General features: G+C 38.3%; 19 protein-coding genes. 8 read left to right on the plus strand and 11 right to left on the minus strand.

Features of this window, described 5'->3' with window-relative positions; genetic code table 11:
- Positions 1-3 precede the first annotated feature (3 nt).
- Positions 4-546 (minus strand): ECF-type sigma factor, encoded by a 543-nt coding sequence (locus O0V13_RS04160; protein ID WP_268033733.1) that lies wholly within the window; start codon positions 544-546, stop codon positions 4-6.
- Positions 547-684: 138 nt separating this feature from the next.
- Between O0V13_RS04160 and O0V13_RS04165 the strand changes: the two genes are divergently transcribed.
- The 3 genes from O0V13_RS04165 to O0V13_RS04175 all read left to right on the plus strand — a co-directional run bounded on the left by O0V13_RS04165 (position 685) and on the right by O0V13_RS04175 (position 4,950).
- A complete protein-coding gene (locus O0V13_RS04165) occupies positions 685-1,137 on the plus strand; it encodes a nuclear transport factor 2 family protein (protein WP_268033734.1) in 453 nt (150 codons plus the stop codon).
- A gap of 26 nt (positions 1,138-1,163) precedes the next feature.
- Positions 1,164-2,702 (plus strand): M20/M25/M40 family metallo-hydrolase, encoded by a 1,539-nt coding sequence (locus O0V13_RS04170; RefSeq protein WP_268033735.1) that lies wholly within the window; start codon positions 1,164-1,166, stop codon positions 2,700-2,702.
- A 106-nt stretch (positions 2,703-2,808) separates the two neighbouring features.
- Positions 2,809-4,950, plus strand: a complete 2,142-nt coding sequence (locus O0V13_RS04175; RefSeq protein ID WP_268033736.1) for a polysaccharide lyase family 8 super-sandwich domain-containing protein — start codon at positions 2,809-2,811, stop codon at positions 4,948-4,950.
- On the opposite strand, the gene O0V13_RS04180 is transcribed toward O0V13_RS04175, so the two are convergent.
- Entirely contained in the window at positions 4,951-5,655 is a 705-nt protein-coding gene (locus O0V13_RS04180; RefSeq protein WP_268033737.1) for an NUDIX hydrolase, read from the minus strand.
- Between the two features lie 81 nt (positions 5,656-5,736).
- Here O0V13_RS04180 and O0V13_RS04185 point away from each other — a divergent pair, with 81 nt between their 5' ends.
- From O0V13_RS04185 to O0V13_RS04200, 4 genes are all read left to right on the plus strand, one after another.
- Positions 5,737-7,374, plus strand: a complete 1,638-nt coding sequence (locus O0V13_RS04185) for a carboxylesterase/lipase family protein (RefSeq protein ID WP_268033738.1) — start codon at positions 5,737-5,739, stop codon at positions 7,372-7,374.
- A 201-nt stretch (positions 7,375-7,575) separates the two neighbouring features.
- On the plus strand, positions 7,576-8,325 hold the full coding sequence (locus O0V13_RS04190; RefSeq protein WP_268033739.1) for a peptidase E: 750 nt from the start codon (positions 7,576-7,578) through the stop codon (positions 8,323-8,325).
- A gap of 88 nt (positions 8,326-8,413) precedes the next feature.
- A complete protein-coding gene (locus O0V13_RS04195) occupies positions 8,414-8,644 on the plus strand; it encodes a hypothetical protein (RefSeq protein ID WP_268033740.1) in 231 nt (76 codons plus the stop codon).
- Positions 8,632-8,847 (plus strand): hypothetical protein, encoded by a 216-nt coding sequence (locus O0V13_RS04200; protein WP_268033741.1) that lies wholly within the window; start codon positions 8,632-8,634, stop codon positions 8,845-8,847. Before O0V13_RS04195 ends, O0V13_RS04200 begins: the two co-directional genes overlap by 13 nt.
- A gap of 112 nt (positions 8,848-8,959) precedes the next feature.
- Here O0V13_RS04200 and O0V13_RS04205 read toward each other — a convergent pair whose 3' ends face one another.
- Together O0V13_RS04205 and O0V13_RS04210 are read right to left on the minus strand one after the other, a co-directional pair.
- Positions 8,960-11,218, minus strand: coding sequence for a helix-turn-helix domain-containing protein (locus tag O0V13_RS04205; protein WP_268033742.1), 2,259 nt, complete (start codon positions 11,216-11,218; stop codon positions 8,960-8,962).
- A 288-nt stretch (positions 11,219-11,506) separates the two neighbouring features.
- Positions 11,507-13,129, minus strand: coding sequence for a hypothetical protein (locus tag O0V13_RS04210; protein ID WP_268033743.1), 1,623 nt, complete (start codon positions 13,127-13,129; stop codon positions 11,507-11,509).
- A gap of 223 nt (positions 13,130-13,352) precedes the next feature.
- Here O0V13_RS04210 and O0V13_RS04215 point away from each other — a divergent pair, with 223 nt between their 5' ends.
- On the plus strand, positions 13,353-14,219 hold the full coding sequence (locus O0V13_RS04215; protein WP_268033744.1) for a 3-keto-disaccharide hydrolase: 867 nt from the start codon (positions 13,353-13,355) through the stop codon (positions 14,217-14,219).
- 76 nt (positions 14,220-14,295) lie between these two features.
- Here O0V13_RS04215 and O0V13_RS04220 read toward each other — a convergent pair whose 3' ends face one another.
- From O0V13_RS04220 to O0V13_RS04250, 7 genes are all read right to left on the minus strand, one after another.
- Positions 14,296-15,684, minus strand: a complete 1,389-nt coding sequence (locus O0V13_RS04220; RefSeq protein ID WP_268033745.1) for a Gfo/Idh/MocA family protein — start codon at positions 15,682-15,684, stop codon at positions 14,296-14,298.
- A 133-nt stretch (positions 15,685-15,817) separates the two neighbouring features.
- Positions 15,818-16,030: a YgaP family membrane protein gene (locus O0V13_RS04225; protein ID WP_268033746.1), complete on the minus strand. Its 213-nt coding sequence runs from the start codon at positions 16,028-16,030 to the stop codon at positions 15,818-15,820.
- 106 nt (positions 16,031-16,136) lie between these two features.
- The gene (locus tag O0V13_RS04230) at positions 16,137-17,117 is read right to left on the minus strand and encodes a glycoside hydrolase family 113 (RefSeq protein WP_268033747.1); all 981 of its coding nucleotides are present in this window, start codon (positions 17,115-17,117) and stop codon (positions 16,137-16,139) included.
- Positions 17,118-17,231: 114 nt separating this feature from the next.
- Complete coding sequence (locus O0V13_RS04235; protein WP_268033748.1) at positions 17,232-17,972, minus strand: DUF6503 family protein; 741 nt, start codon at positions 17,970-17,972, stop codon at positions 17,232-17,234.
- Positions 17,973-17,987: 15 nt separating this feature from the next.
- A complete protein-coding gene (locus O0V13_RS04240; protein ID WP_268033749.1) occupies positions 17,988-18,707 on the minus strand; it encodes a hypothetical protein in 720 nt (239 codons plus the stop codon).
- Entirely contained in the window at positions 18,704-20,050 is a 1,347-nt protein-coding gene (locus O0V13_RS04245) for a glycosyltransferase family 87 protein (protein ID WP_268033750.1), read from the minus strand. Before O0V13_RS04245 ends, O0V13_RS04240 begins: the two co-directional genes overlap by 4 nt.
- The gene (locus O0V13_RS04250; RefSeq protein ID WP_268033751.1) at positions 20,047-20,931 is read right to left on the minus strand and encodes a hypothetical protein; all 885 of its coding nucleotides are present in this window, start codon (positions 20,929-20,931) and stop codon (positions 20,047-20,049) included. Before O0V13_RS04250 ends, O0V13_RS04245 begins: the two co-directional genes overlap by 4 nt.
- Positions 20,932-20,941: the final 10 nt, after the last annotated feature.

Here is a 20,941-nt window from a genome sequence, read left to right on the forward strand (position 1 = left end):
TGCCTAGTTTTTTAACTCTTTGCTTAGCCAAGCCTTTGCTAAACGCCAATCTCTACGGATCGTATCTATAGACAGCCCCATCATTTTGGCAATCTCTTCATGCTTGTATCCTCCAAAAAAATGATACTCAACGACCCGACAATGTCTATTATTAATAAATTTTAGACGGGTTAACGCCTCATTGAGATTAATAACCTCTTCTGGAGTAGTAAAAATAGCCTGGTTAACTGCCCCGTAGGTCAGTTGGATCTGATCTCCTCCTCTTTTTTGTCTCTTTTTCTGCCGAGCATAATCCACTAAAAACCTTCTCATCACAATCGCTGCAATGGCCATAAAATGAGATTTATTCTGAAAACCACTTTCATGATTTTCCAATTTCAAATACGCTTCATGCACCAAAGCAGATGTATCCAAAGTGTCTGAATTGTATTCAAACTTCAACTTTTGTCTCGCCATTTTTGATAACTCATCATAGCAAGTCAAAAATTGAGATTTTAAAATTGAAAAATCGGAAGGTCGAGAACTGATAGTAGCAACTGAACTCATATAAATCAAATAAATAGTTTAAAAGAACAACTCTAAAGTACAATTTGAAACAGTAAAAGCCTAATTCACAAGGAATTGAACCCTTTAAAACCGAAAGTCAAGAAAATTATAGAAATTAAGCAGATAAAACACCTCTATATGAACACTCGATTTTTATTAGTTTTTGCTCTTTGTATATTCCTTTGTTCCAATTCCGCATTTGCTCAGATTTGGACAGATGACCAATTAAAGAAAATTGACCGATCTTGGGAAGAAGTGAATCTAAGTCCCGATCCCGACTTTTTGGAGGCTTTTCTTGCAGAGGATTTCATTTGGGTACACAATCATATGTCAATGGTAGACTCCAAGGAAGATGTAGTCAAGAGAGCAAAAAATGCAGTCAAAAATCCTAATAACAATACTCGGTCCCGCGATTCCAGAGATGTGAAAGTCATCATCGATGGATCAACAGCTATCGTCACAGGAATCACCGTAGTTGACCGGGGTCCAAAACCAACCACCTATCATTTCATGAGAACTTATGTTCTCAAGGGGAACCAATGGCAATTGCTTGCCAATCATACCATGGCAATCCCAGACGAAGAAATATAACCACCAAATAGAACCTTTAATCCTTTATGAAAAAACCTTTACTCCTATTAGGCTTACTTATCCCCATACTGGGATATTCCCAAACTCCAACCCAAAAGCAATTGGAGGAACTAACCACTCAAAGTTGGCATCATGGACTTGACCTCCTTAAAGAGATTGTCTCCATGCCAAATGATGCCACTTTCCCAGAACAGATTGAAGTAAATATTGCTTGGTGTGAAGATCAGTTTTCCAAAAGAAACTGGACATCGGAAAGACTGGATACGGGAGGCATACCTCTCCTTCTTGCGGAGAAAAAAGAACCTAATGCGACTAAAACTGCACTTTTGTATTTCCACATTGATGGACAGGCTGTCGACTTATCCAAATGGAATCAAGAAAGTCCCTATAAACCTGAACTCAAATCTCAAGAAAAAGGTGGGGACTGGAAAAGCATTCCAATGTCCCTTTTGGATGAAGAATATGATCCAGACTGGAGAATTTTTGCAAGATCTTCTTCAGATGACAAAGGACCATTTGCTATGTTTTTGACAGCATGGGATGCCATGATTGGAGCAAATTTATCCCCGGATTATAACATCAAAATCATTTTGGATTTCGAAGAAGAACAAGGCTCTCCCCTCCTACCAGCGGCAGTTTCCAAATATAAAAATGAATTGGCATCAGACATGATGCTAATCATGGATGGGCCACGCCATACTTCAAATCTTCCAACATTGAGCTATGGAGCTCGAGGAATTTCTCAAATGACTTTGACTACTTATGGGCCAAAAACTCCTCAGCATAGCGGACATTATGGAAACTATGCTCCCAATCCAGCATTTCTTTTGGCACAGCTATTAGCAAGTATGAAAGATGAGGAAGGAAGAGTGATCATCCCGGAATTTTATGATGGTATCAATTTGACTCAAGCAGAAAAAGAAATACTAAAATCAGTCCCAGATGATGAAATCGCTATCCAAAATCGATTGGGATTGGGAAGAACGGACAAAGTGGGAAATACCTACCAAGAAAGTATTCAGTATCCTTCGCTGAACATTCGAGGTATGGAATCAGCTTGGGTAGGTTCTGAAGCAAGGACAATAGTACCAGCGACTGCTTTGGCAGAAATCGATATGCGTTTAGTTCCTGAATCTGATCCAGTAAGGCTTTTCGAATTGATCAAAGAGCATATTAAAGAGCAAGGATTTCAAATCCTAGATCATGACCCAAGTGATGAGGAAAGAATGAAGTATCCAAAAATCGTAAAAATGGATTACTCAATTTCTTATCAGGCATTCCGGACACCAATGGATTCTGAAACCGGCGAATGGTTGCGCACAGCTATGAGAAGAGCATTTGATGAAGAACCGATCCAAATTAGAATTTCTGGAGGAAGCATTCCGATCTCACCTTTTGTCGATGCTTTAGGAATACCTGCAGTGACAATCCCAACAGTCAATGCAGACAATAATCAACATAGTCCCAATGAAAATATTCGTTTAGGGAATTATCGAGAAGGAATTAAAACCATTTTAAGCATCTTGACGCAACCCTTAGAACCAAAATCTATAGAAAAAAAGTAAACATCTGAAGGAGGTTCAAATGACCTCCTTTTTACTTTAAATCAAATTAGTTAGAATAGTAAGCTGGTATTTTTTAATTTTAATCAGTTCAGAAAAACCAATTGTTATGAAAAACTACAACAGAGTTTTCACTTTTTTCATATTCATTTTTTTGATTTCAATCTCCAACTCTTTCGCACAGGAAGAAAATGAATATGATCAGATTTTAGGGAAAATATATAGAGAATATCAAAGCTCCCCAAGAGTTTCGGATCTAAATAAAGAAGCTAAAATATTAATGGCGTCCCTCAAATCCAATGGATCATGGGAAGGAATTAATTATAAAGACCAAGCTGGAACACGTTGGCAGCCTGACAAGCATTTAAAGCAATTAGGAATCTTGGTCAAAGCCTATACTAGGACAACCAGTGATTTATATGAATCCTCAGATCTTTATGACAAAATAATTACTGCCATGAACTATTGGGTCAACCTAAACCCAGCTCCAAAATCAAGCAATTGGTGGTGGTTGAGTATAAGTGTTCCTAAAGAAATTGGAAATATGTTGGCTTCAATGCGGTTTGGAAAAAAGAAGGTCCCTCAAGATCTTGAAAAAAAGCTTATCGAATGGATGAATAAGACAGTTTCAATTACCAAATCTCCGGGTAAAGATGGGGCCAACCTCACAGATATGGCTCAACATAGGATAATGCAAGCAGCACTCACCAAAAATGAAGAATTATTATCTCAAACGGTCCATTTGACATCTGAATCCATCAAATTCTCCAATGGAGACGGAATCCAAAAGGATTATTCTTTTCATGCGCATGGTCCCGAATTGTATATCCATGGTTATGGAATGGAATATTTATCGGGCATTCGAAATATTCAAGTCTATGTTCAAGGAACCAGGTTTTCCTATACAACTGAGCAAATGGATTTGATCTCAGATTTTGTAAAAAAAGGGTACCTCCAAGTAATCCGAGGAAAATACCTTGACTACAGTGTCATAGGAAGGGGGATCGCAAGAAATAATGCCAGTCGAACAAATTCTACTTTAATCAAAAACTTGAAAGCGATAGTTCCAGACGGGGACAATCCAGCCTATGAAAATGCCATCAAAAGAATAGATGGTGATGAACCTCCTAATTTTGGAGTAGAGCCCTCAAATACACATTATTGGAGATCGGATTATACCGTACATAATCGGCCGGGATTTATGGCAACAGTAAATATTGCATCAAATAGGAGCATAAGAACGGAATCTGGTAATGGAGAAAATCTTGTAGGACAATTTTTGACAGAGGGGGCTATGTATTTAGCAACAGGAGGAAATGAATACTTCAATATTTTTCCTGTATGGAAATGGTATATGATTCCTGGCACCACTACGCCAGCAGTAAAAAATCTGAAAAAAAGAACCAATTGGGTAGCTGTTAAAGGATTAGCTGACTTTGTAGGTGGAGTTAGTGATGGACTAAATGGTGTCACAACTTTTGCAATGGATGCTTATGAAACCAAAGCTAAAAAAGGCTGGTTTTTCTTTGATGATAAAGTCATTTGCTTAGGCGCTGAGATTTCAGCAAACCGAGATGAACCAATTTATACCACAATCAATCAATCTCTCCAAAAAGGGGATGTTCAATATTCTGAAAATGTAATTTTTGAAAAATTAACTGAACCAGAGCATCATTTCAAACAAGGTATAAAGTGGGCATTTCACGATGAGATCGCCTACTTCTTTCCTCAATCCCAGGACATTTGGTTATCTGCAAAGTCTCAATCTGGTTCTTGGAAAGAAATTAATTCCAATTCCTCAGATAAAGTGATTGAAATGGATGTTTTTTCTCTTTGGATCGATCACGGTAAAAACCCTAAAAATGATAGTTACGAATACATTATCATTCCTGGTATTGAATCTCCAGATGCTATTTCATCTGCTTCTGTTTCATCAATAGAAATTGTAGAAAACTCCTCCGATATTCAGGCTGTTTGGGATAATTCTAACAAGCTTTTGGGAGTAGTATTTTATAAAAAGGGCAAATTGGAATGGGATGGAAATACTATAAGCATAGACCAACCGGGCGTAGTCCTTGCCTGCCAAACAAATGATAATGAATGGACCATAAATTATGCTGATCCTACCCAAAAACTTACTGGATCTGTAAAAGCAGAAATAAAAATTGATTCGAACTCAGAAAGTCTAAATTTCCAATTACCTACAGGAAATATGGCGGGATCTACAGTTTCTGAAAAAGTAAGTTTCTAATTATTCTCCTTTAAAGCTATACAAATACGGAGCTTTGTGAGATCCTCCTGAAAAGAGCTTTTCATGTCTTTCCAAAATCCCCAAACCAAGCATCTTCCTTTGGAAATTGGCTCTGTTTAGGTTTTCTCCCAAGATCGCTTCGTAAACTGTTTGTAATTCTTTCATCGTAAATCTTTCTGGCAACAGATTTACTGAAAGCAGCTTTTGATCCAAATGAGTCCTCAAATGCTCTAAAGCCTTTTCTACAATAAAATTGTGATCAAAAATCAATTCAGGGATTTGATCTATTGCATACCAACCTATTGAATCAGAGAGCATGTCCTTTTTAGGCTCAACTTTTTCATAATCTATCAATGCATAGTAAGCCACTGAAATAAATCGATCCAACATCCAGTAATCATCCGGAACATCTTGATTTCTGGCTTTAAAAATCTTCTTCATGACCTCTGGCTTCACTCGCTCCATAGATCCAAAAGTGTGAAACTGCTCTAAATAAACTTCGTCCAATCCAGTTCTTTCTCTAAGCCCTCTTTGTACTGCATTATCCAAAGCCTCATCTATTTTCACAAAACCACCTGGCAACGCAAACCAACCAGTATTATGGTATTCCATCAACAAGATCTTGAGTTGATCTCCCGAAAATCCAAATACAACTGAATCATAAGCAATGTGGGGAAGAAAGTCTTTTGGGTCTGGCTTGTTCATGGGCTTTTTCTAATAAATAATCTAGGATTTCAATCGAATTGCTAGTACTATTGTCTCTATTCGAAACAATAATCCCAATCTATGAAATCATATCTAGTTTTCTTTCTAATTATGGTGATTTTACAAGCAAGTTCAATAGAAACTTCTGCTCAGATCAATAACTCCTTTGATGTCCAAACGAAAATCAAAAATGGAACGATTGAAGGAATGTATGACACCAAAACCGGAGTACAAAAATATCTAGGTATTCCATTTGCGCAACCGCCTGTAGGTGATTTAAGATGGAAAGCTCCACTTCCGGCAAAAAATTGGTCTGGAATCAAAGAGACAAAGCACTTTGGTCCTCGTGCGATGCAAGCTCCTGTTTTCGGGGATATGAATTTCCGTTCCGATGGAATCAGTGAGGATTGTCTGTACCTCAATGTCTGGACTCCTGTGAAAAGGAACACTAAAGACCTACCAGTTCTAGTCTACTTCTATGGTGGTGGATATGTCGCTGGAGATGGTTCAGAACCTCGATATGATGGTGAAAGTATGGCCCAAAAAGGTATCGTAGTAGTAACAGTGAATTACAGATTGGGAATTTTTGGATTCTATTCACATCCTGAATTAAGTGCAGAAAGCAACTACAAAGGATCTGGAAATTACGGTTTGCTGGACCAAAACATGGCATTGCAATGGGTGAAAGAAAACATTGCTGCATTTGGTGGAGATCCTAAAAAAGTAACCATAGCAGGAGAATCTGCAGGTTCGATTTCTGTCAGCTATCAGATGGCTTCTCCCCTTTCCAGAGATCTGATAGCAGGAGCAATTGGAGAAAGTGGTGCAGGAATCAACCCTACCTTGGCTCCTATGCCATTGAACGAAGCTGAAGTAGTGGGGAAAGAGTTTGCCGAAAATGCTGGCATCAATTCCTTGGCAGAATTAAGAGCAATGTCCACTAAAGAAATCTATGAAATCTACAATGAATCCGGCAGATTTGGGTTTCCCGTTACTATTGATGGGTATTTCCTTCCAAAAACATTGCCCGAGATTTTTGAAGCAAAAGAGCAGGCCCAAGTCCCATTGATGGCTGGATGGAACTCCGCTGAGATTCCTGGAATGGCTTTTATGCAGGGAAAACCTTATACCAAAGAGGCATTTATAGAAAAGGTCAAAGAAACCTATCCGGAGCAGTGGGAAGAAGTATTGGCTTTACATCCTCATCAATCTCCTGAAGAAGTAGAATGGGCAGCGACGAATTTAGCAGCTGATAGATTTATCGCATATTCTACCTGGAAGTGGTTGGATTTGCAGGCAAAAAATTCAGATCAACCTGTTTATCGCTATTTGTATAGCAAACTCAGACCTGAGTTGAAAAATCAAGATCTGATTCCTGGACTGGCGGGAGGAACAATGGAGAGAAATGGTCAAGAGGCTCCAAAGGCTTTGGGAGCTCCCCATGCTTGCGAAATAGAATATGCAATGGGCAACCTACCTTTGGTGCATGAGTATGCTTGGACAGCGGATGACTATGCAGTATCCAAACAATTCCAAAATTACTTTGCAAACTTTATCAAAACAGGCAATCCAAATGGAGAAGGTTTAGTAAATTGGAACCCTGTAAAAGGAAATGATCCCCACCCACCCTATTTGGTCATCGATGTGGTGAGTGAAGAAAAGAAATCAGAAGTAGAGCCGAGATATCAATTTCACGACCTATACTTCAATAAAAAATAAACCAGCTACCCGATTCATTTATAGGGTACGGGCCATCCAGAAATGGGTGGCCTTTCTTTTTTTCAAGGTTAAAATTGAAAAATTCTTTTCGAAACTTATAGAACTAAACAACTGACTAAAAGACCATTTGAAGAATATTAGCTAAACAAAACGTCCACATTCGTATATTCAGTCTTCCACAAACCAGCAACCTTTACTAAGATGAAAAAGTCTCTACTCCTATTAATCTTTTCTGTTCTTTTCTTCGCAGCTTCCTATGCTCAAGACCAGTACATTTTCCCTTTTGGAAGTGGCCCCAATAAGTTGTTTATCAATGAAATCATCAAGCTAACGGGCAAAGAAAAACCTAAGATTTGTTTCTTGCCAACAGCCTCAGGCGATAGTGAAAGAAACATCATTCGCTGGTATGAACTGGTTTCTGATCTATCGGTAGAACCTTCTGTTCAACGAGTTTGGATTAGTTCTTACAATCAAAAGCAGACATTCGAAGAGGTGCTATTGAATGTGGATGCAATTGTAGTAGGAGGAGGAAACACACTAAATATGATGGCAATTTGGAAAGCCCAGGGAATCGATGTGGTACTAAAAAAAGCCTTAGAAAAGGGAATTGTTTTGGCCGGAGGAAGTGCCGGATCTCTTTGTTGGTTTGAAAATGGAACCACAGATTCTCGTCCAATTGAACTGAGTGTGGTGGAAGGGTTGGGTTTTCTACCCTATAGCCATAGCCCACATTATGATGCGGAAGAGTATCGAAGACCTCTATATGAGAAAAACATCGCCAATGGCATTTTCAAAGCCGGCTATGCCATGGACAATAATGCAGGAATCATTTTCAAAAATGGAAAGCCTTTCAAAGTAGTTTCCATTGACGAAAATCATAACAGTTACTTCGTTTCTATCAAAGATGGCAAAGTTGTAGAGGAGAAATTGGAAGCTGTTATTTTGAGGTAGGTTTTGTATGGAATAGCCCCTGAATTCCCAAATTAATAATTTTCGGAATTCAAAATTTCACTTTTTGAATAATTTGATTTTAATGCCTATGAATGAAATAGAATTAATATATGCGGAATTGATTTTCAGTTTATTAAAATCAAAATGGGTTTATAATGAGCAAATATTGATAGATGATATCAAATCAAAGGCAAAAATAGATGGAACCCCAAATATCCAGGAAATGAAGCACCTAATTTCATTTAAGCAGGAAATGAATATTGTTAAAAGAAATGTTTTTGGATCTAAAACTCATGTTTCATTGCAATGGAAGCATTGAAATTCTCATCTTTTAATCAAGCCAAAACACACTTTGATATTATAAACAATAAAAAATCAAAGATGATTGATCTAGAAATTAAAAGAGCGGAGAACGATATTTGGTGGGGAACTTGGGGAAAACTAGTCTCTATAATTGGTACATTTTTAGGAATAATACTTGGTGCAATTGCAAATCAATATAATTGGTTTGGGCTATTTTAAACACAAAGTGACTTTGGTTAATAAATAAACCAATATATTATTCTATATTTTTTCATATTATTTTTGAATAAAAAGGTTTTTGATGTCACAAATCTGAACCCCTCTTCAATTTTCAAATATCCCTATTCCCTGCAAAAACCATCTTGAGGGTTCCGTAGTCATACTTGTTTTGAAAGTGCTCACGAAGCTCCTTTATAGTCTTAAACTTCTCCAAGCTTGCCATAATCTCTATGATCACTTCCTGAGGCAAGCAATCCTCCAATTCAAATCTTCCTGCAGCAATTGCTTCTGCCATATGGCTTTTGATCGTAGAAGGTGCCAGTCCTCTTTCCATGGCAATTGCCTCAATATTTTTACCGGATTCGAAGAGTTGGAAGGTCACTTCTTGAGAATCTCCTTTTTGTCTTTTAGGTGATGCAGCTCCCTTTTTTCGCTTGCCGGTTTTGGATTTAATAGCCTTGAGTTTTTCTTCAGAAATCTCTTTTGCACGCAAGAAAAACTGCTTTCGTAGATCCTGAATTGCCTGCTCCACATTTTGCATTTTCCCAGGAACTTCTCCATTGCTGACAGCATTGACGATGTTTCTTATTTTACTGATATCCAAATACTTTCGCAATATCAACTCTTCAATAGCTTCCAATTCTTCTTGAATCTTTTGAGTCTTGGTAAAACTGGAAACCATCGTCAATTGAAGTGCTATTTCCTGCAATCGGTTGGCTAAGAAATTCCGGTAGTACTCCCCTCCTTTATCCAATCTTTCATTGAGTTTTTCAAAGTCCCCCTCATGCAATAAATACAACAATTGTCTGCTAAACTTCTGAGTTACCTCCGATTCTCCTCGAAATTTCTCCAACATCTTCGGCATCGTAGCCTGCATATCCTCATCTTCAAATTCCATGGTTCCATGCTGGTCCTTGGTATGCTGACTGAGTTCACGGATAATCGGCGTAAAGTTAAACGTCAATTCCAGCAACTGATGAAGGTATCTTTTCTGATGAATCTGAAGCAATTCTCCCAGCTTTTGATGGGCTTTAGAACCAGAAGAAAACTCAACAACCTGCTGATCGGAATGCACCAAATTGGATTGTATTCTACTTCTCAGGAATAGCCCATCCAAACTTCTCAATCTACTCAATGCCACATACACCTGTCCCGGAGCAAAAGCTTTCCCCACATCAATGATTGCCTTATCAAATGTCAAACCCTGGCTTTTGTGAACAGTTACCGCCCAGGCGAGTTTGACAGGGAAATGAGAATAGGTTCCCACCACTTCTTCATCCAATTCCTTCGTATCTGGATTCAATACATACTTTTTGTTTTCCCAGGTTTCCTTTCTCAGCACATACTCTCTATCCTCATCCTTCATGATAACAGTGACTGAGTCTTTGGACAATTCAGTGACAGTGGCCAGTTTTCCATTGAAATAAGATGCCATTCCGGAGCTGTCATTTTTGACAAACATGATCTGAGCACCTTCTCTTAGTTCCAATGTTTCAGGCAATGGATAAAGCGATTCTGGAAAATCTCCTTCCACCTCAGCTCGATAAAAGAAAGTCTTACTTTCCAAGGCATCCAACTCACTTTGATTGATTTGATCTGCTTTATAATTATGGGTGGTAATCGTGATGCAGTCTTTTTCAGCCTGAATCTCAGCGGCACTTTTATAATGTCTATTCAAAAGGCGGACATCCTCATCTGTCAGTTGATTATCCCTCAAGTGATTGAGCAAATCAATAAACACATGATCCTGCTGACGGAAAATCTTGTCCAACTCCAGATAGACCAAACCTGAATTCTGAAGAGCTTTCGCCTCAAAGAAATGAATGCTGTTATAAAAACGATTTAAAACTCCCCATTCTTGGTCTCTCACAATCGGAGGCAACTGATACAAATCGCCAATCAGAAGAACCTGAACCCCTCCAAATGGCTCATTGAAATTACCTTTAACACTCTTCAAGCGATAATCAATCGCATCCAGTACATCGGCTCTCAGCATACTGACCTCATCAATCACCAACAAATCAATGGCTCTGAGTACTGATTTCCTCACTTTATTGAGCGGATGTTTTCTTCCCAAAGTATGCTGGGTAAAGAATCCATATTGATCGGTATAATTGCCTTCTGGCTCACGAACAGGCAGAAAACTACCCAAAGGCAATAAGAACTGAGAATGAATTGTCACACCTCTTGCATGCAAAGCAGCTATACCTGTTGGAGCCACCACCACATAATTTTTATGAGTTTCCTTGGCTAGATTTCTCAGAAAAGTCGTCTTCCCCGTTCCTGCTTTCCCTGTCAAAAAAATCGGAGCTGAGGTACTATTTACAAATTGAGCTGCAAGCTTGAGTTTGTCGGTGGTAATGTCGGTCATTTGGTAATCTTTGAAAAAATCCGTCTGGATTAAAGAACAAAACTAAAAGGAATAAACCTTGAAGCCATTAATCTCACAATTTTAAATAGTGTTGAATTATTCCAGCAATGAATCTATATAAGATAATAATAGTCCTATGGCTTTAACTAAAATCAATTAAATAATTAGGTTGAAGCCGGGTCAAAAAGTTTTTTTGTGATCCACTAGGTAAAGCAGGTGGCTTTCCAATCTATTTTGTCCAATATTATATCTCTCTTCTTCTATCTCGAATCCTTAATCTCTTTTTTCCTAGTCCCCTTTTTTAAAATCCTTCCCTCGCCCTGATAGTAATTTTACAACCCCACCAGGAGTGATATCCATTAAGCCGGTTTTGGTAGTTTCCCAGATGAAATTGAATGGCCCTCGGTATTGATTTCTGGTTGAGTGAAACCTCGCTATTCGGTGGTTATTCTTTCCAGGAATATTGTCAGAGCGAATGGCAATATTGGCTAAAAATGAAGCAGTCCCATGTTTCTGTCCTCTTAATTGCCCTGGTTTTCTAATTTCAAGTTTCAGGTCTTCATAGTCAAATTCCACAGTGGAATAAGCTGAGTTTTCTCTAGAATCCATATTCAATCTTAACCTTCTCATAGTACCTGACTCAATGGAGATGTTCGCCAAAGGAAGTAATATTGGGTTCAGCTCTGATAGATTTATTCTGGATACATCCAAATCCAATGAAAAGTATTCTTGATTATAAGGAACAATAAAATGTGCTGAAACTGGAGAAATACCCATAAAATCAGCCTTTACATCCATAGTCAAATGATTCTGTTTTTGGAGAGAATCGATCGTGATTAGGCCTGCCACTTTTGCATTCAATTGATCAAAAAGAATTTCACCTCCAACTTGGTTACCTTCTGGAATTTCTATGTAGGTAAACTTTGAATTTCTTATCTCCAGGCTATCTATATCCAAAGGAAAAGGAATTCGCGAAAGCATCCCAGCAAACATAGGTTTTTGCTCATCATCGCCTCTGACCTTATTTTTATTTCTCAGGTCCACCATCACTAGGCTATCGATCAACATCTTATGAGAAATCACCGACCAGTTTCCATATACATCACTGGTTGTATCTAGTTGATCAAACCTGACTTCTTTGATCCCTATTTCAAATAAATCTGCCTGGTAGTCCAACTGATGGGAATAGTCCAGTATTTCATCGTCAAACTTCAAAGAAATATCATGAAGGGACAAGTAGGATTCTGAATAATTAAAGTCAACTTCACCTACCTTAAACTCCTGTTTATCTGATAATCGAATCCTCAAATTCTTGACGCCAGTTCTGATTTTATCCAATTGAAAAGGAACCATATTGGTAACCAAAACGGAGTCAGTTTCGATTCCTTCTGCATAAATGGTCAAATCGGTAAAACTTCCAAAGCGCCTCAAACTATCACCTTTCATCAGAAGTTCTGCATTTCCCCCTTCGACAACAAAGTTTCTTATAATTCCTCTCCTGATAATATCTCCAAACACATCTTGAAATGCTTTTGAACTCTGTTTGACATTGGTCAAGCTATCTTTTCGTATTAATCTAAAGGAGGGATTTTCCAGTCTTAGTTCTCCGATTTCAATATCCTTTTTAAAAATATATTCCAGCAATTTCACATTGCTCATTTTCATCCGGTCCATGGACCCCTCCAATTCAAAAGGCAAATTATCCTGAAGAGGAACCAATAAAATATGATTTAAATCTACTTTACCCAGCAATAATTTGACATCCACACTCTCAAACACCAAGTCATAGTTTCTAGATTCTCTGGTATTTAAAGAGTTTTTGATTTTATAAGCAATCCAGTATTCAGCACCGAAAAAAAGCAGGGCAAAAACTCCGATTAAGAAAATGGAAATAAAAAAGATTTTTTTCATAGATACAGGATAGAAAGATAATGATATCTCCAAACATCACGGTCTTCCAATCCCGCCAATTCCCACATATTGAAAAACTTTCAATTCAAAAACCCCAGATTCTTAACCGATTGCATAGAATTACTTGGCTATTCAAATAATCATACCAAAATTGTCTTAAAGAAGATTCCTATCTTCCGATTGAAAATGAATCTCAACCTTTCAACATTTTAGAATTCAAACCATGAAATACCCTGCAATTTTTGCCTTATCCTTATTTGCACTTACTTCTTGCCAAAAAGGCTCCAGCACCGAAGAAACAGCTGATTCTACCCCAGTAGAATGGATTCAGTTGTTCAATGGAAAAGACATGGACGATTGGAAAATCAAAATTAGAACCCATGAATTGGGAGATAATTATGCCAATACTTTTCGAGTGGAAGACGGAATGATGCAAGTCCGATACGATGGGTATGAGGCATTTGATCAACAGTATGGGCATATTTTTTACAAAGACCCCTTTTCTTATTACTTACTACAGGTAGAATATAGATTCACTGGAGAGCAAGCTCCAGAAGGTGAAGGATGGGCTTGGAGAAATAGTGGAGCCATGCTTCATTCCCAAGATCCGAAAACCATGTTGAAGGATCAAAACTTCCCGATTTCTGTTGAAGCACAATTCTTAGGAGGAAATGGTACTGATAAAAGATCAACTTGTAATCTTTGCACCCCAGGAACCAATGTGGTCTTAGCTGACACCCTATTTACTCCTCATTGCATCAATTCCAGCTCTGAAACTTACCATGGAGATCAGTGGGTTCAGGCGAATTTCATTGTTTTAGGAGACGAAGTGATTCATCATTTGGTAGGTACTGATACTGTTTTCAGTTACAACCAACCTCAAATCGGAGGAGGAAGCGTGGACCCTTATGATGAAAAAGTAAAAATTGACGGAAAACTTTTGGATTCAGGATACATTTCCTTGCAAAGTGAATCCCATCCAGTTGATTTTAGAAAAGTGGCTTTGATCGATCTGAGCCCATACAAAAATGATCCAGCTAAAATGAAAGAAATCGTAGATGAAGCTTTTGCAACTACAGTGATGAAATAATCTCTTCAATCCAAAAAGAATGGGACGGTGAATAATCATCGTCCCATTTTTATTTTCATCTAAAAGATAATTTCCATTAACCTCTCAAAGTGATTGGAACTGGTTTGTTTGTTTTCCAGCTTCCTCCTGTAAAATCAGGTACATCAATCGAGTTAGCTCTGTTAGCAACAGACCACTCACTCAATGGTGAAATACAGCTCCAAAGTGCTGCATCATACACATCCTGATCCAAAGGCAAACCATTTCTCAAGCAGTCGATCAATCTCCAATCCATCATGAAGTCCATTCCTCCATGACCTCCCACTTGCTTGGCCAATTCACCTACTTTCAAGACGATTTCAGGAGTATATTTCTTTTCAAGCTCCTTCATTTCTTCCTCTTTCAGCCATCCATGACCTTTTGCAACACCCGGCTTTGGATATTTCTGAGCATATCCTTCCGTTCCACTCACTACGTGAAGACGACTATAAGGTCTTGGTGAGGTCACGTCATGCTGAATCATGATTGATTTACCATTCTTGGTTTTCACCATGGTAGTGTTCATATTTCCTCTAAAGCTCTTAGCAGCGAACTGACCAAAGAAATTATCAGTTTCAGCTAATTTTTGAGCTTCTTTCTTCATTTGAAAATCATTAGAGCTCAAAGAAGATAAATAATCCATCTGATCACCACGGTTGATATTCAAAATCTGGCAAATCGGTCCTAAACCATGAGTCGGGTAAAGATTACCATCACGATAGTTCTCTTTCAATCTCCACATTCCTTGATAGCCTTCTTTGTTGAAATTAAGGGCTAACAAATCGTGAATATATGCTCCTTCTGCATGAAGTACTTCTCCGAAATAACCCTCACGAGCCATTTTCAAAGTCATCAATTCAAAGAAGTCATAGCAACAGTTTTCTAACTGCATACAATGCTTTTTAGTACGCTCTGAAGTCTCAACCAATTGCCAGCACTCATCCAAAGTTCTAGCAGCAGGAACTTCAACAGCAGCGTGCTTTCCAGCTTCCATGGCATAAACAGCCATCGGAGTATGCCATTCCCAAGGCGTAGCGATATAGATCAAGTCCAAATCCTCTCTATCGCACATTTCTTTCCATGCATAAACACTTCCTGAATAACCAACTGGTCTATGGTCAGTGTCTTTTGCTAGTAATTCCTTTTGCTTTTCTACTCTTTCAGGAAGAAGGTCGCACAATGCTTTGATTTCTACTCCCTCAACTTTACTTAGGCGGTTTACAGCACCGGGACCTCGCATTCCCAATCCAACAATACCTACTCTTACTGTATCCAATTTTGGCGCTGCAAAACCAGACATATTAAAATGTTGTACTCTGGAGGCTCCATATTTTGCCTCTAATGGTAAAATATTTGACTCGCTGGCAGTCGCCGCTCCAGCTCCAAAAATCCCAAGTCCAAGGAGACCTGTTGATTTCAAAAACTCTCTTCTGGGGTTATTCTTCATTTGTAAATATTGTTCAATTTCGAACCCCTAGTTTACCAAAATTTTTAAAGAAGAAAGGCATAAATTAGATAATTTGCTCAAAAAAAAACCGGAAGCATTACTTCCGGCTTTTCCCAAACTATTACGCATTATTCTATTTTGTATGCGGTTTTGGGCATGTATTGAACCCAACCAATGTGTAAAGCGGGCAGAACCCCACCAATGTGGTCAATGTAAATATTCCAGCTACAACCATCCCGATGATACCGATGGTACCTGTCAATGTTCCGGAAAAGTAAAGTGCTACAAGGACAGCGGCGATGATTAAACGAATCAACCTATCTGTATTTCCCATGTTCTTTTTCATGATTTCTGCGTCTTAGTTTTAGAAAGGACTGTTTGATTAATATGAACTAAAACTAAGCACATCAGATGGAAACATCCATGACATAAGTCACATAACAGACTGATTTTCAATCAGCCAAAAAATATTGCTTCATTACGTTTTCAGCTTTCAAACCTTGAGGGCTGAAATCAGGATCTCTGTGTTTGCCTTCAGGATACCATTTCCAAAAATATGCGCCGGCCATCCAGGTTTTGTCCCAAACACTCTCAAAAAATGACTCATAACATAAGGCCTGAATCTCCTCAGAAATCTGAGCTTCTCCCCTTTCATTTGGCCAAACCCAAGGTTCTTTTGCCGCATCATGCGTATTGCAATAGCCAATTTCAGTGAATATGACTGGCTTTTGAAATTTCTTAACCACAGATTCAATATCCTTCAAATGAGCTTTCCAAGCCTGATTCATATGATTCAGGGTTGGCACTTCTTTATCAGACAAAGGAAAATAAGCCTGAATACCAATGAAGTCCAATGCATCCCAAAACTGGATATGCTCAAACTCGGTAAAATTGGCAGCATAGACGATTTTACCCTTGTAAACCTGTCTTACTGCTGCAATTATTTTTCTCCAGTCCTCTTCACGACCTGAAGACTTTTCCAATTCTGTCCCTATGCACAAATAAGGAATAGAAATTCTTTCGGCGAGCGTGGCATAATCAAGAATGAAGGTTTCATAATTTTCAAACCATTGATCCCAGTCTTCCTCAGATTTCATTTCAATTTCTCCTGGCCAACTTCCTCTCACCCATAGGTGAGGCTTCAGCATATTGGAAATTTGATGCGATTCAGCAGAATCTAGTGTCACTTGGATACCCGTTCCAGATTCTCCCCACCATTGTCGATCTCCCTCTACTTGCCATCGGATCCCAGGGCTGTCTGTCCCCTCCTGCCAGCCAAACGGAGTTTGGGAAATCGCATTGGCTCCAGTAGCTTTCAAGGTTGCGAACTCCCCTCCTGATAGAGGCTTCCTACTTCCCACCCAACAAACGCCCTTGAGTTTTTGAGACCAAACAGGCATTTCCCCTTCGGGAAAAAACCAGATGAATCCCATGATCAAAAAAATAAGACCAACAGAGCTGAATAAATAAGTAAAATGAGATTTCCTCAAGGTCATTCGGGTATTTAAATAACATCAAAGACCTTGGCTCACAACCCTTTTAAAAACCTATTCTTCTAGTGGTTTCACTTGGATGTTATCCAAATTGATCTCTGACAACAATTCCAATTTACCGTTTTCAAAGAGTTCTTGCATACTTTCAACAGGAGTATTTTTATCTTCTGGCTTGAGATTCAGATAATTTTGGAACCTAATCCCTCCAACTTTCTGAACTTTGCTCACTTCTCGCATTCTAACGCCACCACCATCGGTATGGTAACTATAGGCCATGAAATCAACAAAATGATCATCAGAACCTATCCAGTATAAAAATTCATCATCAAAATCATCTCCTCCCCCTTCTTGGTGAAACGTCACTTTGATCATTTCATAATTTTCACCATTGATTTCAGTAGTACCCAGATGAGACTTTATTGCTGCAGCGTCATTCAGTCCATAGGGTAAAAATGCAAAATAGGCCACCGAATTAACTGAGCGTGAAAATGCGCCAATCCTTTCTTCTGTCAGTGTATCGATCTTTATGTCATTGACAGTTCGGACAAATCCTTCATTATTTAATACATCTTTTACATTTCCAGTAGAGTCAGAAAACTCCCGGATGTATTCAAAACCTGAAGCTGATTTATAAATCGAATAATGTATATTCCTGAAGTCGAATTCAATTTTAGAGTTCTTGTATGCTTCTCCTCCATGTGCTTGGATGGCCAAATCAACAATTTTTTCAGCCTCAGATTTACTTTCACAAGAAATCAAATAAAAACTTAAAACAACTAGTATCAAATATCTCATTATCAATTATTTATTTTATTTCAATTGGAAATCAGAATAACTATAAACTGCTCTAAGATACAATTTGTTTCCATTCTCATCTACACGGTAACTTTCTCTTTGACCGTAAAATATAAAAGGCAAAATTTGGCTAAAACTCAAATTCTCTATCTGGCTTCTATGATCTTTTAACTGAACTTCATTTCCTGCCATCAGATTAGAATTTGGATCAAAATAATACCACCAAACATCTTGATCAGGTCCATATTCTACTTGAATTGATTTGACAGTTTTAGAAAAAACCTCTTTCTCTCCTTCATAAATCAGCTTAGCTCCTTCATCTTGAAGTAACTTCCAAGGTTGAGCTACCACATAATATGCCGCATCAAACTCCTTCTTTTTGGCTTCCAGAAAATCAACATTCTGAACAGAGTTTCTTCCCAAAGAATAAAAGGTTTTCTCTCCATCAAATTCAATCACATGGCTTAGGCTATCCTTTTCCCAAGTGATTTTCCCAGTGAGTTGAGGCTTTAATTGAAATTGAATCATTTGGTCCGTTTCTGACTCAACTTCTCCGTTTTCATCAAGCAATTGAGTCCACTTTCTAAATTGGATTTCATTCAGATCTTCGAAAGCTTTCTCCCCGCCATGGGCTTCAATGGATTTTTCCAAAAGATCTATTGCCTCTCTTTCCTCCTTGGGTTTACAAGAGAACGCGGTGATAAATAGAATGATGAAATACGAGGTGATTCTCATTTAGAAACTGATTTTTTCAGAAAATTAAATGTTTGAGGCCGATAATCCCACAGCAATCCAATAAGGACAATGCAATATTCCATTGTCAAGAAAATTGGATGTTCAAAATTAGTTTGATTTCCATAGGCTTGGTAAGAAAATATTGCTGAAAAACTCCATAATAGGAAAGTTACTCGTCCGGTAATCACACTCAAACCCAATCCTGGGATCAAGTACCAAGGATGAACAATCGGCTGGATCAATAAGTAAAGCAAATAAATCCCAATCCATAAATCAGTCAATTTGAACAAGGATTGTGGCTTAGATTTCCATGACATATACCAAACTCCAATGACTAAGACTATTGCCAATAGTTTGGTCAAATAACCAATCGTATTGTAACCTTCGATCCAATATCCTACTTCTCTCAGTAGGTAGTAAACCGAGGCATTGAATTCGAATTTTCCCTGATAAAGTTTCAAACTTTCAAAAAAATTTACCCACGCATCATCCCAAACCAATGGAACAAAAGCTACAATCAATGCCAATAAAGTACCGATCCAGAAAAAGGGGCTTGCCTTGATTTTTCGAAAGAAAAACCAAGCAGGAAATAGAATCAAGGGCAATAATTTCATTCCGATTGCCATTCCCCAACTGATTCCTGAGATAAACTTTTTGTTTTTGGAATAGGCAATCAAAGAAAACAAAAGGAAAAAAAGCACTACCCCCTCAAAATGGAGATTTCCAGTGATTTCAAGTATCACAAATGGATTGAGCCAGTATAAGACTAAATGACGAATGGGTACTTCAAATCGCCTCATTAGCTTCAATAGGGAAAAGAAAGTCAATACGTCAAAGAGGATCAAAATCGATCTCAAAGTGTAATATCCATTCCAAACAAAACCATTCATTGCTTTGGCTGAAACCCAAAAAATGAGCTGATTGAGAGGTGGATAAACTGAGAAATAACCTGGAGAATTCATCACCTCAAAAAGCTGAGTTTGTAAAGCGGTGACGTCCCCCTTTTCCTCAACCCATTCTGATGGTTTTAGCTTATAGGGGTCTTCACCCAATCTCACTAATTCTCCATCCCACAAAAATCTCACGTAATCCTCTGACAAATTGGGAACAGCCAACATCAACAAAAGCCTCAAACCCAATCCTGCCAATAAGATTTTCTTCCAGGAATTATCCGATTTTGAATAGGAAAAATAGATGGCTAGCATCCCAGCAAAAGCCAGTGTAAAAGAGATAAAAAGAGATAAAAATTGCTCTCTAAATACCTGGTACCCTATCCAATAGATCCCAAGAATTAAAGCTATAATTCCAACTGGTTTACCAGCTTTTATCAACCAGGAATTCAAAGTCCTAGGTCCTTTCTTAGAGGTTCAAATACCTTTTCATTTTTGTTCCAATAATCTGACAATTCCAGTTTTCTTCGAACAGCCTTTGTCACTTCCTGGTCTCCATTGGCCTTGGTTTGGATCTCCTCCCAGGATAAAATTTCATAGGGAAAAAAGCTCTTGTACTGGATTTTAAGAGTCCTTTTCAAGCTTGGATAATCGACTACCAATTCAGAGCTATTATTCCCAATATCTTCTTTTGAGATTTTCGCTCGGTAATCATTCATTTCCACATGTGCAAAGCGTTGATATACCAAACTCGGAATCAATCGTGCATCTCCTTCAGGAATCAATTCTGGATTGATTCGAATCAAATTAAAGAGCTCATCCTCAGCTTGTGCTTCAATGTTTAGTTCCTGATCACCTTCGGATTCGAAATAAGAAAAAGACTGAATCTGATACTTTGAGTTCTTCCAGTTCATCTGGGTAAAAGCTTGACCACACCATTCGGTCACAGTAGAAACCAGTTTATAAGAATTGACCTCATCATTGACCGGTGTAAAAACAGATAACATCGTATGATAAGGATATATCCCAGTTACAAACTCACGGGTCATATTCAATTTTAGAACTTTTCTGGCATCGGCTCCTACTCCTGAAGGATCATCGAGTTTCACCTGCTTTCTTCTCGAAAAATCTTCTGTCACAAAGATCATTACAGCATTCCCTTCCCTTACTTCCCCATAGCGGCTTTGCTGTAGGTCAAAGACATTGATTTCTGCTTTTCCTTGAAACCAATAAGAAGAAAATTGATCCAAATCCACTCCATCCCTGCTTTTTGGAGTACAAGAGGCTATCAAAAACATGAAACTTGAGATAATAAGGTAGGAAAGCCTTTTCATAGGGAGATTG

The sequence above is a fragment of the Algoriphagus sp. PAP.12 genome (assembly GCF_026652115.1).
Taxonomy (GTDB): Bacteria; Bacteroidota; Bacteroidia; order Cytophagales; family Cyclobacteriaceae; genus Algoriphagus.

Excerpts from the sequence above, each read along its gene's own strand:
- O0V13_RS04240 (WP_268033749.1), bottom strand. The coding sequence starts at position 18,707 with ATGAGAATCACCTCGTATTTCATCATTCTATTTATCACCGCGTTCTCT.
- O0V13_RS04210 (WP_268033743.1), bottom strand. The coding sequence starts at position 13,129 with ATGAAAAAAATCTTTTTTATTTCCATTTTCTTAATCGGAGTTTTTGCC.
- O0V13_RS04180 (WP_268033737.1), bottom strand. The coding sequence starts at position 5,655 with ATGAACAAGCCAGACCCAAAAGACTTTCTTCCCCACATTGCTTATGAT.
- O0V13_RS04235 (WP_268033748.1), bottom strand. The coding sequence starts at position 17,972 with ATGAGATATTTGATACTAGTTGTTTTAAGTTTTTATTTGATTTCTTGT.
- O0V13_RS04185 (WP_268033738.1), top strand. The coding sequence starts at position 5,737 with ATGAAATCATATCTAGTTTTCTTTCTAATTATGGTGATTTTACAAGCA.
- O0V13_RS04195 (WP_268033740.1), top strand. The coding sequence starts at position 8,414 with ATGAATGAAATAGAATTAATATATGCGGAATTGATTTTCAGTTTATTA.
- O0V13_RS04225 (WP_268033746.1), bottom strand. The coding sequence starts at position 16,030 with ATGAAAAAGAACATGGGAAATACAGATAGGTTGATTCGTTTAATCATC.
- O0V13_RS04215 (WP_268033744.1), top strand. The coding sequence starts at position 13,353 with ATGAAATACCCTGCAATTTTTGCCTTATCCTTATTTGCACTTACTTCT.
- O0V13_RS04205 (WP_268033742.1), bottom strand. The coding sequence starts at position 11,218 with ATGACCGACATTACCACCGACAAACTCAAGCTTGCAGCTCAATTTGTA.
- O0V13_RS04190 (WP_268033739.1), top strand. The coding sequence starts at position 7,576 with ATGAAAAAGTCTCTACTCCTATTAATCTTTTCTGTTCTTTTCTTCGCA.
- O0V13_RS04200 (WP_268033741.1), top strand. The coding sequence starts at position 8,632 with ATGGAAGCATTGAAATTCTCATCTTTTAATCAAGCCAAAACACACTTT.
- O0V13_RS04220 (WP_268033745.1), bottom strand. The coding sequence starts at position 15,684 with ATGAAGAATAACCCCAGAAGAGAGTTTTTGAAATCAACAGGTCTCCTT.
- O0V13_RS04170 (WP_268033735.1), top strand. The coding sequence starts at position 1,164 with ATGAAAAAACCTTTACTCCTATTAGGCTTACTTATCCCCATACTGGGA.
- O0V13_RS04230 (WP_268033747.1), bottom strand. The coding sequence starts at position 17,117 with ATGGGATTCATCTGGTTTTTTCCCGAAGGGGAAATGCCTGTTTGGTCT.
- O0V13_RS04165 (WP_268033734.1), top strand. The coding sequence starts at position 685 with ATGAACACTCGATTTTTATTAGTTTTTGCTCTTTGTATATTCCTTTGT.
- O0V13_RS04175 (WP_268033736.1), top strand. The coding sequence starts at position 2,809 with ATGAAAAACTACAACAGAGTTTTCACTTTTTTCATATTCATTTTTTTG.
- O0V13_RS04250 (WP_268033751.1), bottom strand. The coding sequence starts at position 20,931 with ATGAAAAGGCTTTCCTACCTTATTATCTCAAGTTTCATGTTTTTGATA.
- O0V13_RS04160 (WP_268033733.1), bottom strand. The coding sequence starts at position 546 with ATGAGTTCAGTTGCTACTATCAGTTCTCGACCTTCCGATTTTTCAATT.